This window comes from Mesorhizobium sp. WSM4816, from assembly GCF_055811535.1.
On record NZ_JBVVQR010000011.1, the window covers coordinates 148,806 to 162,474 of the forward strand.

Sequence of the window (13,669 nt, forward strand, 5' to 3'; positions counted from 1 at the left end):
GGCTGGGCAACACGATCAGGTTCAAGAAGAAAGGCGAGAAATGGCCCGCAAACACATCCTGCACATGCTGACGCCGTTGAAGCATATGAGCCCTTTCGACGTGAACATGGCGCTCGATGCAGGTTTCGACGCCGTCGTCCCCTATGTCCATGTAAGCCTGGGAGAGGTGACAGGCCTCGTGCAGGACGCGATCTTCTCGCGCCCGCCCGATGCGGGCGTCGATACCGGCATTTTTATCGCCGGCAAGGATGCCTCGCTGGCGCTCGACATGTTCGACGCAGCGCGAAAAGCGATGGTGCCGCCTTTCCGGGTTTCGGTATTTGCCGATCCGGCCGGCTCGTTCACCACGGCCGCGGCGATGGTCGCCAAGGTCGAAAAAGCGCTGGAGAAGAAATTCGAGCGCGGGCTGAAAGACACCAGGATCGCTGTCTTCGGCGCCACCGGCGTCGTCGGCTTCTGCACTGCCGTCATCGCCGCCAGGGAAGGCGCGGGGGTGACGCTGGTCGGCCATGACGGCATCGAAAGGGTCAAGCAGATCGCGGCCGAGATCAAAAGCCGGTTCAACATCGCCGTCGATGCGGCCGACGGATCGAGCGACGCCCGCAAGACGAAGCTGGTCGAGGCGAGCCAGGTGATCCTGGCGTGCGCCAAGGCCGGCGTCCAGGTGGTCTCGAAAGCCCAGCTGAAAGGCGACGACCTGCTCATTGCCGCCGACGTCAATGCGGTCCCGCCGGCCGGCATCGAAGGCGTGGCCGTCAATGCCAATGGCGATCCGCTCGAAGCGGCAAAAGCTGTCGGCATTGGTCCGCTCGCCATCGGCAACGTGAAATACAAGGTCGAATTCGGCCTCTTCAAAAGAATGATCGAATCCGAAAAAACCATCACGCTCGATTTCCAGGAAGCATTTTCCCTTGCACGCGAGACTGCCAAATAACGCCGGATCTGTGCTGATCGCGGCGATTTCAGGCCGGGCGCTGGCTGCCGCTGCGCGCCGCGCCGGCTATCGTCCGCTGGTCGCCGATTTCTTTTGCGATACCGACACGGTCGCGCTTGCCGAGCGCGCGACGATGCTGCCGGGCGACCTGCAAGGCGGCATTGACGGCCTGCGCATCATCGAGACGCTTCGGCAACTGGCCGGAGACGACCAGCCGGTCGCCATTGTCCTGGGCTCGGGCTTCGAGCGGATGACGGAGACCGTCGACGAGATCGCGCGCCATTTTCCGCTCGCCGGCAACAGCGGCGCCGCGATCCGCAGGATCAAGGACCCGCAATTGCTGGCTGCCGATTGCGCCGAACTCGGCATTCCGCATCCGGAATTCCGATGGGACCCGCCGCCCGATCCGGAGAACTGGGTGGTCAAGACCGCGGGCGGCGCCGGCGGCGCGCATATCAGACGGGCCGCTGGAGAAACCCCGATATTACAGTGTCAGGCTCCTGGCGGCCGCTATTTTCAGCGTTTCGTTGCCGGTCGCAGCATCTCGGCCCTGTTCGTCGGCGACGGCCAAAGCGCTGACATCGTCGGCTTCAGCCAACAATGGGCGTCGCCTGCCCCGGCAGCGCCCTATCGCTATGGCGGCGCCGTGCGGTTGAGGCGCTTCGATCGCAGACGGGCGGCGACGATCCGCGGCTGGCTTTCAGGTCTGGCGCGTCGCGCCGGCCTGGTTGGATTGTGCAGCGCCGATCTCATTCGCGGGCCGGATGGCTACAAGCTCATCGAGATCAATCCGCGGCCCGGCGCCACGCTCGACATTTTCGACGATGCCGACGCGCCACTGATCGAAGCGCATCTGCGCGCCGCGGCGGGCAAGAAATACCGCCTGCCGCGCTTCGTCGATTCGATGGCGTCGATGGTGACCTATGCGGCGGCGCCGATCGCCCGCTTTCCATCGATTGCCTGGCCTGAATGGACTGCCGACCATCAGTCGCCCGGCACCCGGCTGATCGCCGGCGATCCGGTCTGCACCATCTTCGCGCGCGGTCCGAGCGCCGATCTGACCAGGCGGCTGATCAAGGGACAAGCCAGCCGATTGCAACACCAATGGGAAGGAGACCGGACATGAAAGACGGTTCGGCATTCCTCAACGACAATGCGCAGCGCATCATCGACGGCATGATCGGCGACGCCGAACGCCTGCGTATCGGCGTTTCCACCGGGCCTTTGGGCGAGCGCCTGATCGACGCCGGCGCCAAGGCCGCCGGCGGCGTCGAGGCCGGGCTGCGCATGGCGGAAGCCGCGATGGGCGGCCTCGGCAGCATTTCGGTGTGCATGGACCGTGGGTCGCCAAAATGGCCGTTCACCATCGAAGTGCGGTCGTCGCAGCCGGTGCTTGCCTGCCTGGGCAGCCAGTATGCGGGCTGGAACCTGTCGAGCCAGGATTATTTTGCCATGGGATCGGGACCGGCGCGGGCGCTCGCCCGCGTCGAACCGCTGTTCGAAACACTTTCCTATCGCGATACCGCGTCGTCCGCCGTGCTGATCCTGGAGACGGCCAAACCGCCGCCCCAGGCGATCGTCGAGAAGGTCGGCAGGGCAACCGGACTGGCACCCGAAAAGCTCACCTTCCTCTATGCGCCGACACAAAGCCTGGCGGGCGGCGTGCAGATCGTTGCGCGCGCGCTCGAGGTTGCCCTGCACAAGACCAACGATCTCAAGTTTCCGCTGGACAACGTTGTCGACGGCATCGGCACGGCGCCTATCCCCGCCCCGCATCCGGATTTCCTGACCGCGATGGGCAGGACCAACGACGCCATCATCTATGGCGGCAGCGTCCAGCTGTTCGTAAAAGGCTCGGCGAAAGACGCCAGCGAGCTCGCGGAGCGGTTGCCGAGCCACGCCTCGCGCGACCACGGCCACCCCTTCGCCGAAGTCTTCAAGCGGTTCAAGGGAGATTTCTATGCCATCGATCCGCTGCTGTTCAGCCCGGCCGAAGTGATCGTCACGGCGATCGAGACCGGCGATACGTTCCGCGCCGGCGAGCGTGATCTGCAGATGCTCGAACGGAGCCTCGGTTAGACCATGGCGCTGCAATGGATCGGTCTGTCATCCGCCTGCCGGGGCATTCGTTCCGGCTTCCGTATACCGGTATCCAAGGCCTGACATGATCCCTCGCATCCTGATCGTCAGCGACGTCTCGGACGCCCGCTCCAAGGGCCTGGCGGCAAGGCTGGAGCGGCGTGGCGCCGTGGTCGCAACCGTGCCGCTGGCGGCAATCGCGTTCGACACCGGCAGCCCGAGCGGACTGTCGATCCCCGGCTTCGACGGCGCGCTGCCCGACGCCGTGCTTGTCCGTTCGATCGCCGCCGGATCGTTCGAAGCGGTCACCCGGCGTCTCGGCGTGCTGCACGCATTCGGCAAGCTTTCCATTCCGGTGTGGAATTCCGCGCAGGCGATAGAACGCTGCGTCGACAAGTCGATGACCACCTTCCTCCTGAAGAATGCCGGCGTGCCGACGCCGCCGACATTCGCGGTCGAGGGTCTTGCCATGGCCGAAACGGTCGCCAGACGCGAACTGCCGTTCACGCCGCTGGTGCTAAAACCGCTTTTCGGCGCCCAGGGCCGCGGCATCCGGCTGATCGAAACACTGTCCGACCTCCCCGCCGAGGACGAGGTGAACGGCGTCTACTATCTCCAGCATTACGTGCCGCGTCCTGGCCCTCCTTTCCGCGATTTTCGCGTTTTCGTCTGCGCCGGCGAGGTTTTGGCGATGATGAGCCGCCGTGGCGACGACTGGATCACCAATGTCAATCGCGGGGCGGTGCCCGAACAAGTCTCGGGGCAGGTTTCGGGGCATGGCGAAACCGAACTGGCGGCGCTGGCACGGGCCGCCGCCGCCGCTATCTCAGCGGATTTCGCCGGCGTCGATATCGTGCCGGCGGCAGACGGCAAGCTGTTGGTGCTGGAGGTCAACAGCATGCCCGCCTGGTCCGGGCTTCAATCGGTGGTCGCGGTCAACATCGCCGATGCGATTGCCGACGCGCTGCTGAAATTCCTGGCTGATCGCCCAGCTGATCACCCAGAGGCGGCGGCGCGACCCTACCGCCTCACCGCGCCGGCGAATTCGTGACCGACGGCATGGCGCATTCGCGAGAACGCCTCCGGGCTGCCTACAAGGACGCCTGCCGGATGGAGATCGAGGCGCTGAAACCGGGCAACGTCCATCTGTTCGCCGACGGGCACGGCATGTCCGCTGCCCAGTTCATGACCAGCGCCGAGGTCTCGTCCGTCCCGCTGACCGATCCGCGCCTGCCGGTCGGACGGCGCATGCTGGAAGCGGTCCGCGCGACACGCCTGGCGGTCCAGACCAATACCAATCTCGGTATTATCCTTCTGGCAGGGCCCCTGCTATGCGCCGCTGAAATGGCGGGCGCCCAACTGCCCGACAATCGACTGCCTGACAATCGCCTGCGTGACAATGTCGACGCGGTGCTGCGCGCGATGAGCATGGACGATACCAGGGCGGTGTTCGAGGCGATCGTCGCCGCCTCGCCGGGCGGCCTCGGAGAGGCGGCGAACGATGTGCGGCAGGAGCCAAAAGTTCATCTGCTCGAAGCCATGCGCGAGGCGGCCGACCGCGACATGATCGCCCGCCAGTATGTTACCGGTTTCGGCGACGTGTTCGGCGCCGGGCTTGCGGCTCTGCAAGCCGCCTTGGCGCGCGGCGAAGTAGGCATGTGGCCGACGGTGTTCGCCTATATGGCGTTTCTCGCCGGCTTCCCGGACAGTCATGTGGTGCGCAACCATGGTGCTGAAGTTGCAAATCAGGCGCGGCAAGAAGCCCTTGCCGTTGAAGCGGCGCTGCATGCCAGCGACGACGAGACGTCACGCATTCGTCTGCTCATGGAGTTGGACCGCCGGCTGAAGGCGGACAAGGTCAATCCCGGCACCTCGGCCGACCTGACCGTGGCTACTCTTTTAGTCCACACTCTCGGCGTTCAGCTTGCATAATCGCAACGTTGGTGGTTGACTTTCAGGAGCGGAAGCTGGGCTTCCGCGGCTATCCAGCCAACCGGTCCGGATCCCCGGGCGCTGCCAACAAGGATAGCTGTCCATCGAGCGCTCGCTCGGTTCGCGGCGTCTTTGGACACCATAACTGTGTCTTGGAGGAAAATTGGCATGGCAAAGATCTCGAAAGTAATGGTCGGTGAATCGCTGGTAGGAGACGGCAACGAAGTGGCGCATGTCGACCTGCTCATCGGCCCACGGGGGAGCGCAGTCGAAACAGCATTTTGCAACGCGCTGACCAACAACAAGGACGGCTTTACCTCCCTTTTGGCGGTGATCGCGCCCAATCTTCAGTGCAAGCCCAACACCGTGATGTTCAACAAGGTCACGATCAAGGGCGCCAAGCAGGCGGTGCAGATGTTCGGCCCGGCCCAGCATGCGGTCGCCAAGGCCGTGCAGGATGCCGTCGCCGAGGACATCATTCCCGCCAACGAGGCGGACGACCTGTTCATCTGCGTCGGCGTTTTCATCCATTGGGACGCCGCCGACGACGCCAAGATCCAAAAATACAATTATGAAGCGACGAAAGAAGCCATCCAGCGCGCGGTCTCGGGAACGCCAACCGCCGCCGAGGCCACGGCCAAGCGGGATCAGGTGAAGCATCCGTTCGCGGCTTAGACAAGAGACAGCCCCGCACAGGCAAAACCCTCCGCGGAGCCGGATGGTCTGTTGCGTCGCCTGAAAAAGCTTCTGGGCCTTTAGAGCATCGGACCCCAAAACCTGCCCTCGGAATTGACCCGAGGGTTGGGAACCGGTTTTGGGAAATCCGATGCTCCAGCAAAGAGATAGAGCGGCGAGACGATCGACTTGAGAGTTCGCCGCTCTAGATCCAAGGTACGGTTTCCGAGACCGAAGTTCGAGGTTGCCGCGAATGTCAGGTGCCAAGCGTTGCGAGGTGCCCCGGCGTGAGCGTGCCGTCATGCAGCGAGGTCGCAACCAGCGCCGCGGCGATACCGAGCGATGAAAGGGCGCGAATGTCAGCCTCGTTGCGCACTCCGCCGGCCGCGATGACGGAGCGGCTTCCAGCCCTCGCCTTGATCGCCTCGAGCCGCGTGAAATCGGGACCGGAGGCGGAGCCGACCTTGGCCAATGTCATGACGATCAATTTTTGCGGCCAAAGTGCCGGCTCATCGAGAAATGATGCCGGACCGCGAAACCCGTCGTCGAAGAAATCCAGCGACAGGATAAGCTCCGGATGATCGCAAAAACGCCGCAACAGCGCGTCGTCCTGCTGCGATTCGGATCCCAGAATCGGGCAAAGCCAGGGTTCGGCAAGTGCTGCCGAAAGTGTTTTCTCGTCGGCGAAGCCGGCATCGACCCAAAGCTCGGGCGGCTCCGCCATCGCCTCCAGCCGGGCAAGCGCGGCACTGTTTGGCGTTCCGCCTTCGATGGCATCGAGATCGGCGATATAGAAGGTCGGAAAAGGGTAAAGCCGGCGCAGACCCTCAGCGACCGCAACGACATCGGAAGTTTGGCTGAGCGGCGTGACGATCGGCCTGTAGCGATCGCGTTTTCCTTGCTGGGCGCGCACCACCTCGCCGCCTTTCAGGTCGAGAACCGGGATGATACGCAACGTTCTTTTTTCTCGCTGACCAACTGCCCTGACCAACTCTGATGAAAGCTTGAAGCGTGGAAAAAAGAAAGAGCATCGTTGCCGGCTTCGATATTGGCGGCGCCCATCTGAAGGTGACGCGTGCGCAAGACGGCCGCATCGTCGAGGCTGTAACGATCGCCACGCCGCTTTGGCTAGGGCTCCATACCCTGACTTCGGCATTCGAGGAAACGGCCCCGATCTATGCCGGCGCCGATCTCAACGCATTCACCATGACCGGCGAACTGGCTGATATCTTTCCGTCCCGCGATGCCGGCGTCGCGGCCTTGCTGGATGAGATTTCAACGCGGGTCCCAGGCGAAAACTTGATCTATGCCGGACCGTCCGGATTTGTCGGGGTCGAGCAGGCAGCGCGGCTGAGCGCCGACGTCGCCTCTGCCAACTGGCATGCGACAGCGTCATTGGTGGCGAAACTCGCCGGCGATGCCCTGTTCGTCGACATGGGATCGACCACCACCGACATCATCGCCATTAGAAATGGCGCCGTCGCCAATGACGGCTACACCGATGCCGGACGGCTGCTGAGCGGCGAACTGGTCTATACCGGCTTCACCAGGACGTTCCTGTTCGGCGTCGCCTCGTCGGCCCCCGTCCGCGGCAGGCTGACACCGCTGATGAACGAGTATTTCGCCTCGATCACCGATGCGCACCGGATCCTCGGGGTGCTCGACGAAAAGGACGACAGGCACGCTTCCGCCGACGGCAAGGAAAAGACCGTCGATGGCTCGATCGCGCGGCTGGCGCGCATGATCGGGCGCGACGCCGCCGAGCTGACCCTGCCGGAATGGCATGAAATCGCGCGCTGGTTCAGCGAACAGCAATTGCGCAAGATCCACGACGCAGCGTCCCTGGTTGCCGGGTCCCTGGTTGCCGGGGCCGTTGCCCAGGATGCGCCGATCGTCGGCGCCGGAATCGGCCGCTGGCAGATCAGGCGGCTAGCCGAACGCATGGAACGCCGCTTCGTCGATTTCGCCGAAATCATCCCCGCAGATGACACCGTTCGCAGCGAAGCCAGTAGCGTGGCGCCCGCGTCAGCGGTGGCGCTGCTGGCGGGATCTCAATCGTAGGTGCTCTATGATGGCCATCCGATCAATTGGGGAGATGAGATACCGCCGTGGAATTGGCCCGGCTTGAAAGATCTCAACCCGTACCAGCGCATCCAAAATCGGACCGCGCGCAAGCTCGCAACAGGGTGGAAAGCTGACGTTCGGCATCCGCTCGGCGCATGTCCGGTCCGCGCCTGATATCGGCCATTGAGGTGACCGTTGCCACTGCCTGAAAGCAGACATTGTTGGCGACCATTCGGGAGGTCGCGGGTGCGCCATTTCTTGACATTCCCGGCGCTTCTCCGAAGCTGACCTTCGCGCAAAGGCTCGAGTCGACCCGTTGTGAAAGTTCGTTCGCCCTCGGCTGAACTCACGCCCATGACCCGCGCCGGTCATAGCTTGTGCCAGCGTGAAAGTCGCGAAACGAAGCAGATGAGACAGCAGCTGTGGGAGATCGGCGCCAGCCGGCCCAGTAGGTTTGCCCGCTATTCGGCTATGGCGGATTTTCCGCAGTCGGATACCTACCGTAAGCGTCGGTCGACACAGCTATATGCAAATGGATGCTATACACCGTAGCCCTCACTGAGCGCCCGCAAGCTCCAAAGCTCCAATCCAATGCTGCTTGTCCTCGGCAATGGCAAATTTCTCCTTGCGCTCGCGGTCCAGCGTCCAACCGGGCGTCATCTGCTGGGCTTCCTCAAGTTCGTGTTGGGCAAGGTTGAGAAACTTCTTCTTCTCGGGATCTTCGACCGTCTCGCTCAGGCGCGCATAGCTGGCGGCCAGGTGCAAGGGTACGCGCGGCTCCGGTTCTTTCATACTCAAAAGGGACGTTACCGACTGGCTGTAGTCACGCGCATGGAAATAGGCCGCGCCCAAACACCAGAAATACCATTCCGGGTGACCGGCATTCATCCGCATCGCCCGACGGATCTGTCCGGCCGCTCGCAGCGCTTCGGCCCTACCCAGATAAGCCAGAAGATCGGCATGGAGGACGAGCAACCCTGGGTCCGCGGGGCCGCTGTTTTTGTTCAACTTAAGCGCTTGGTCGTAAGTAGCAATTGCCTCGCAGAGAAGCTCATTGCTCTCCTCTGCCCGGCCATGAAATTCAGCGAGACCCGCCTTGGCATGAAGGACCATGGCATAGCCCCAGAGATTGTAGTAATCACGGGGATTTTCGTTCTTAGCCCTCAGGGCTTTTTGATCAGCAAGACGCAGCTGCTCATCGGGATCATCGCTCAAAAGGTCCTGATATCGGACAAGATGCACATAAGCGATATCGCCAAGGGCCTGCCAAAAATCCGGTTTCACCTCTAACGCACGCTCAAACTGTTCCTGCGCCATCTGCATCGATTCGCGAGTATGCCGGTTCAGGAACTCCCGCCCCTGTCTATAGTGCTCGAGTGCCTGGCTGCTTCTATCGGGTTTTGCTTTTGCTTTCGCCATTGGTCCTCTCCACTTACGAGTGAAAGTTTGCGAGCTGGCCTCCGCGCGCGGTTGCACACGGTCTTGGGGGTGACCTGAGGGCCGCTAGGCGCCGGCTATTTGCAAAGCGCGGATCCAGTGCTCCTTGGCCTCTTGAGACGAGAACTTTTCCCGTTGCTCCCGCTCCATGGTCCAGTCCGGGCTCAACTGACGGAATGTCGAAAGCTCCTTCCGCGCCTGGTCGAGAAGGGTAGGTTTGTCCTTATCCGCAGCGGTCTCGCTCAACCGCGCATAACAGGCGGCTAAATGCAGGTGCACGCGCGGCTGAGGGTCCTTCATCCGCAAAAACGTGGCCACCGCTTCGTCGTATTCGTGTGCGTGAAACAATGCCGCGCCCAACGACCAGAGATACCATTCAGGATGGAACGGGTTGATCTCCATTGCGCGATGAATTTGCTCGACACCTCGTCGAGCGGCCGCTTCTCCTTGATATGCGAGGAGGTCCGCGTGCATGACGAGCAGCCCTGGGTCGCTCTGGTTCGATTTGATCGCCAAGTCGTAGGTCGCGATCGCATCGCGCAGGAGTTGGTCGCTCTTCTCTTTTAATCCCTTCTGCTCGGCGGCGCCTGCGCGAGCGTGAAGAACCATTGCGTAGCCCCAGATGTTGTAATAGTCGTCCCTCGCAGCCTGCATCGCGCGGAATGCCATGTCGTTCGCAATTGCAAGGTCCCGATCGGGATCCTGACTCCAAAGCTCCTGGTATCGAACCAGATGCACGTAGGCCAGGTCGCTGAGCGCATGCCAATAGTGCTCATCCAAGGCTAATGCCTTTTCGAACATATCCTGCGCATTATCTATAGATTCCTTCGTGTATTCGTCTAAATATTCGCGGCCTTTCCAATAGTAATCTTTAGCAAGCAGGTTCGAAGTTTCCTTCTCCATTGCTTGCTCTTCCTCCGCGAAGCGCACCTCAACGGAGAGAGATGAAACAATATGCTGCAATATATCATCCTGAACGGAAAACAATTCTGTCATATTGCGGCTGTAGCGTTCGGCCCAGATATGTTCTCCTGTCGTGGCATCGATAAGCTGCGCGTTGACGCGGAGGCGGTCGGCATCACGTTGCACGCTTCCCTCAAGGATATAGCGCACGCCAAGCGCGTGGCTAATCTCTTGGGTCGTTGCCGTCCTATCCTTGTAGGCGTTGGCAGAGTTGTTCGCTACGACGAACAGGTTCTTGAACTTCGCAAGGTCGGTGGTCAGGTCGTTCGTTAGACCGGAACTGAAGTAATCATAATCGGGATTTCCTCCAATATTTTGTAGCGGCAGGACTGCGATTGAAGGGCGGTCGGGCCGCGAAGCCTGCGGCCTCATGACGCCAAATGAATCAAAGACTTGCGGGCGAAATAACAGTAGCGGCACGGCTATTGCCGCAACCGCGGCCAGTACCGCGCCGACAGCGGCTGCCCGCCGGACGGCCCGACGCGTGCGAAGTCTGCCGATCAGCCGCGGGCGCTCCGTCAGCACCTGATAAACCTGCATCGGCTCGGCGATGTTTTTCAGTTTCCGGCGACCGAGGTCAAGAAATCCGACTTCAAGCTTGTTCCGCACCTGGCGGTAGACATCGCTCGAAATCAAGACAGTCCCCGGGCTGGCCTGAGCCTGAAGCCGGGATGCGATATTCACGCCGTCGCCCTGCAGACTGTCGCCTTCGACTACAACGTCGCCCAGATGGATTCCGATACGCAGGAGCATGCGGCGGCGCTCTTCCAACTGTGCATTTTCGCGCGTCAGACTTGATTGGATCTCCAGCGCGCAGCGGGAAGCCTCTACGGGGCTGGGAAATTCAGCGACAAAGCTGTCGCCCGCTCTGCCGAAGACTCGGCCCTGATGGAGTGCGACGAGGCGATGTACGATTTCCAGGTACGAATGGAGGAGCGCTAGCGTTGCTTCCTCTGCCTCCTCGACCAAGCGAGAGTAACCGACCACGTCGGCGGCAAGGATAACGGCGAGCTTCCGCTGCACCTGCTCCATGCGTGCCCCATAAGCACCACGCCTCCACAGGTGCGGTGCGGTGATCCCCCAGCCCGACTGCGGGAAATCAGCCAATTATAACTTTAGATGAAGCTTATACTCCGGCACAAAACGTTGCAAGCTGCGTAAAGGAGCGCCCAACGCCCTCCTCCTCCACGCCACCTTCTCGTGTGACGACAATCAGGACCCAAAGATCCTCGTCCCGAAGACTTGAACGCCGGCCATGCCGCGACCCCATTGCACGCCTTTTGGTCCCTCGCAGCTACGCGGACAGGTCGGTTCCTACGTCCGCTCTGGCCAAAGAACCTGACTTCCGAGCGGATGGCTGCATAGGTCATGAAATGGCGCTGCCCGGCCGCGCGCCACAGATAGTGGCAAAAAGGCGCTGGTCCGCGCTGGATGGCTGCAAAGGGTGGTCGACTCCGGCCGCTGCGCAAGGTCCGCTGTGGAGAAGCGCCTTGAATGTCGCGAATTGGCGCGATCGAGCCGGCCGGTGCATCGCGCCAGCAAGCTGGATTGCGACGCCTGTGCCCTGAAGCCCCGCTGTTGCCCGAAGGAGCCGGCGCGCAAGGTGCTGCGCTCGATCTATGAGGGCGCGCGCGACATGGCCCGCGACATCGCCAAGACCGACGCCTACCAGATCTCACGCTATCAGCGGAAGAAGGTGGAGATGCTGTCGCGCACCTCAAGCGCATCCTGAAGCTCGATCGATTGCGATTGCGCGGCCCCTGTGGTGCCCGCGATGAGTTCCACCTTGCAGCCATCGCCCAGAACCTCAGGAAATTGGCCAAGATCTGCACCCTCGGGACACCCATCCGAGCCACTTAGGGAGGTCGCGTCGACCTTAATCAAGACGCTTCGGTGCGAGTGGATCCACGGCTTCATCGCCAACTTCTTCAACACTATCCGCCGATACCGTTGAAAAAGTCCGTGACCAAGCGCAGGATTGTTCGTCGTCTCCGCGTGGCTTGATCGCGGCGGGGGAAAGCCGCCCAGCTAGTCAACGTCAGGTCACGACGCGTTGAAGGCACTGGCAGAGGCCAGCACAAGCGAGCACTAAACCACGCTGCGGGCGACGAGCATACCTGCTACGCCGGCGCATCGACCGATCGCAACTGAACGGAGGTGAACAATGAGCACGACACGTCCAGCCGGGCCAATAGCCGGCAGAATGATGCTTCATGCGCTGGCGCGGAACTGGTGGCTGATCCTGCTGCGCGGCATCTGTGGGATTCTGTTCGGCGTGCTGACCTTCATCTGGCCGGGTATCTCGCTTGTGACGCTCGTCCTGCTCTACGGCGCCTATGCGCTCGTCGACGGCGTGCTGGCGCTCATTGCAGCCATCAAGGGCGGGGCGCCGGCGCCGCGATGGTGGATGGCGCTGGTCGGCGTGCTCGGCATCCTTGCGGGTCTGGTCGCGATGGCCTTGCCGGGCATGACCGCGATCGTGCTTGTCTTGTTTATAGCCGGCTGGATGATCGCCACCGGCGTCATGCAGATCATCGGCGCGATCCGGCTCAGGAAGGAGATCGACAACGAGTGGTGGCTGGTCGCGGCGGGAGCGCTATCCGTGCTGGTCGGCGCGATCATCGCGATAGCTCCGGGCGCCGGGGCGCTCGGTCTGCTCTGGGTCATCGGCGCCTATGCCATCGTCTTCGGCGTGATGCTGGTCGGGCTGGCGTTCCGGCTGCGCAGGCACAGCCATGAGGGCCACGCCCATGGGGCGGCCGCATAATGCCGGACCCGCTTCCCTCCCGGAACGAAGGCGTGGCGAAGTCGGCCGTCCGCGACTTTGTCGCGAGGGTGACGAAGGACGGCGGCCCGGACTGCGTGCCGCCGGCCGAACGCATCGCGCCAACCTTGACCGCTACCAGATGGTCAAAGGTTGGCTCGACAAGAATGGCAATCTGCACGAGAAAATCTACGACGTCGCATGGTCGGGCGACCGCAAGCCAGGCGGCGACGGCAAATTTCGTTCGGTAGGCAGCACCGTCGATGTGGAGAATGCGACCTGGACGAATACGATCGGCGCGCCCGAGCTCATCAAGGTGTGGAAAGACCCGGAGTTCGACCCGAGGTTGCCCGCCCTCTACTGCGACCGAGTGATCGAGATCCCGACGCCGCGCCGGACTGCCTACGATACCAAGCGATATGGGGTCGACTCTCTGCCGGGGACAGCAATGACGATCACCGAGCGAGCCTACACATCGCCGATCTGGTACACGCCGCTGACCTCGCGCGGTGTCGCAATTCACCCCTTTCCAGACCTTCTTCCAACAAAACAGGAAGGCCTGGCTTGGGTCATGAGTGCTGGTTCGGCTGAACGTTCGTTTCCGAGATGCTTATTGGCGGCAGGAAGGTCCGGTCAGGGTCAGGAATACCGGTTCCGCCGAACGTCAGATAGTGTCCTGAAGGTTCTGCAAAAAGCTCTGGAGAGAGAGCAGCCCTTACTCTGAGGCGAGGGGCGGCCATGGCGCGCTGGTGACGTTGCGATCACCGATTCCCGTGGAAGGGTAAGTGCCATGACCAAGCGAGACGTTAGACTGAGCAGAG

General features: G+C 62.1%; 11 protein-coding genes and 2 pseudogenes. 10 read left to right on the top strand and 3 right to left on the bottom strand.

The genetic code is table 11. The features are described 5' to 3' along the window. Window positions 1-40: 40 nt before the first annotated feature. The 6 genes from AC0L3H_RS14995 to fae all read left to right on the top strand — a co-directional run bounded on the left by AC0L3H_RS14995 (window position 41) and on the right by fae (window position 5,620). Window positions 41-934, top strand: a complete 894-nt coding sequence (locus AC0L3H_RS14995; RefSeq protein WP_473585973.1) for an NAD(P)-dependent methylenetetrahydromethanopterin dehydrogenase — start codon at window positions 41-43, stop codon at window positions 932-934. Continuing rightward, entirely contained in the window at window positions 912-2,060 is a 1,149-nt protein-coding gene (locus AC0L3H_RS15000; RefSeq protein WP_473585974.1) for an ATP-grasp domain-containing protein, read from the top strand. Before AC0L3H_RS14995 ends, AC0L3H_RS15000 begins: the two co-directional genes overlap by 23 nt. After that, window positions 2,057-3,013: a methenyltetrahydromethanopterin cyclohydrolase gene (mch, locus tag AC0L3H_RS15005; RefSeq protein ID WP_473585975.1), complete on the top strand. Its 957-nt coding sequence runs from the start codon at window positions 2,057-2,059 to the stop codon at window positions 3,011-3,013. The genes AC0L3H_RS15000 and mch overlap by 4 nt, the downstream gene beginning before the upstream one ends. Before the next feature lie 85 nt (window positions 3,014-3,098). After that, entirely contained in the window at window positions 3,099-4,064 is a 966-nt protein-coding gene (locus AC0L3H_RS15010; RefSeq protein WP_473585976.1) for an ATP-grasp domain-containing protein, read from the top strand. Further along, the gene (locus tag AC0L3H_RS15015; RefSeq protein ID WP_473585977.1) at window positions 4,061-4,945 is read left to right on the top strand and encodes a triphosphoribosyl-dephospho-CoA synthase; all 885 of its coding nucleotides are present in this window, start codon (window positions 4,061-4,063) and stop codon (window positions 4,943-4,945) included. Before AC0L3H_RS15010 ends, AC0L3H_RS15015 begins: the two co-directional genes overlap by 4 nt. A 168-nt stretch (window positions 4,946-5,113) precedes the next feature. Further along, window positions 5,114-5,620 carry a formaldehyde-activating enzyme gene (gene fae / locus AC0L3H_RS15020; protein ID WP_029350398.1) on the top strand — a complete coding sequence of 169 codons (507 nt, stop codon included), beginning with the start codon at window positions 5,114-5,116 and terminating at the stop codon, window positions 5,618-5,620. A gap of 256 nt (window positions 5,621-5,876) precedes the next feature. Here the strand turns inward: fae and AC0L3H_RS15025 are convergent, their stop codons facing one another. Continuing rightward, window positions 5,877-6,575: a HisA/HisF-related TIM barrel protein gene (locus AC0L3H_RS15025; RefSeq protein WP_473585978.1), complete on the bottom strand. Its 699-nt coding sequence runs from the start codon at window positions 6,573-6,575 to the stop codon at window positions 5,877-5,879. A gap of 56 nt (window positions 6,576-6,631) precedes the next feature. Between AC0L3H_RS15025 and AC0L3H_RS15030 the strand changes: the two genes are divergently transcribed. Further along, the gene (locus AC0L3H_RS15030) at window positions 6,632-7,681 is read left to right on the top strand and encodes a hydantoinase/oxoprolinase family protein (protein WP_473490786.1); all 1,050 of its coding nucleotides are present in this window, start codon (window positions 6,632-6,634) and stop codon (window positions 7,679-7,681) included. 558 nt (window positions 7,682-8,239) lie between these two features. On the opposite strand, the gene AC0L3H_RS15035 is transcribed toward AC0L3H_RS15030, so the two are convergent. Together AC0L3H_RS15035 and AC0L3H_RS15040 are read right to left on the bottom strand one after the other, a co-directional pair. Beyond that, window positions 8,240-9,103: a hypothetical protein gene (locus AC0L3H_RS15035; protein WP_473585979.1), complete on the bottom strand. Its 864-nt coding sequence runs from the start codon at window positions 9,101-9,103 to the stop codon at window positions 8,240-8,242. 84 nt (window positions 9,104-9,187) lie between these two features. Then, on the bottom strand, window positions 9,188-11,116 hold the full coding sequence (locus tag AC0L3H_RS15040) for an adenylate/guanylate cyclase domain-containing protein (protein WP_473585980.1): 1,929 nt from the start codon (window positions 11,114-11,116) through the stop codon (window positions 9,188-9,190). Window positions 11,117-11,612: 496 nt separating this feature from the next. Between AC0L3H_RS15040 and AC0L3H_RS15045 the strand changes: the two are divergent. The 3 genes and pseudogenes from AC0L3H_RS15045 to AC0L3H_RS15055 form a co-directional block, all read left to right on the top strand. Beyond that, window positions 11,613-11,944 (top strand): annotated as a pseudogene (locus AC0L3H_RS15045) (transposase); the annotation flags it as partial. A gap of 304 nt (window positions 11,945-12,248) precedes the next feature. Next, the gene (locus tag AC0L3H_RS15050; protein WP_473585981.1) at window positions 12,249-12,851 is read left to right on the top strand and encodes an HdeD family acid-resistance protein; all 603 of its coding nucleotides are present in this window, start codon (window positions 12,249-12,251) and stop codon (window positions 12,849-12,851) included. Between the two features lie 118 nt (window positions 12,852-12,969). After that, window positions 12,970-13,344 (top strand): annotated as a pseudogene (locus AC0L3H_RS15055) (DUF3604 domain-containing protein); the annotation flags it as partial. Window positions 13,345-13,669: the final 325 nt, after the last annotated feature.

Coding starts and splice junctions, on each gene's coding strand:
- AC0L3H_RS14995 (WP_473585973.1), top strand. CDS start 41: ATGGCCCGCAAACACATCCTGCACATGCTGACGCCGTTGAAGCATATG.
- mch (WP_473585975.1), top strand. CDS start 2,057: ATGAAAGACGGTTCGGCATTCCTCAACGACAATGCGCAGCGCATCATC.
- AC0L3H_RS15010 (WP_473585976.1), top strand. CDS start 3,099: ATGATCCCTCGCATCCTGATCGTCAGCGACGTCTCGGACGCCCGCTCC.
- fae (WP_029350398.1), top strand. CDS start 5,114: ATGGCAAAGATCTCGAAAGTAATGGTCGGTGAATCGCTGGTAGGAGAC.
- AC0L3H_RS15035 (WP_473585979.1), bottom strand. CDS start 9,103: ATGGCGAAAGCAAAAGCAAAACCCGATAGAAGCAGCCAGGCACTCGAG.
- AC0L3H_RS15040 (WP_473585980.1), bottom strand. CDS start 11,116: ATGGAGCAGGTGCAGCGGAAGCTCGCCGTTATCCTTGCCGCCGACGTG.
- AC0L3H_RS15050 (WP_473585981.1), top strand. CDS start 12,249: ATGAGCACGACACGTCCAGCCGGGCCAATAGCCGGCAGAATGATGCTT.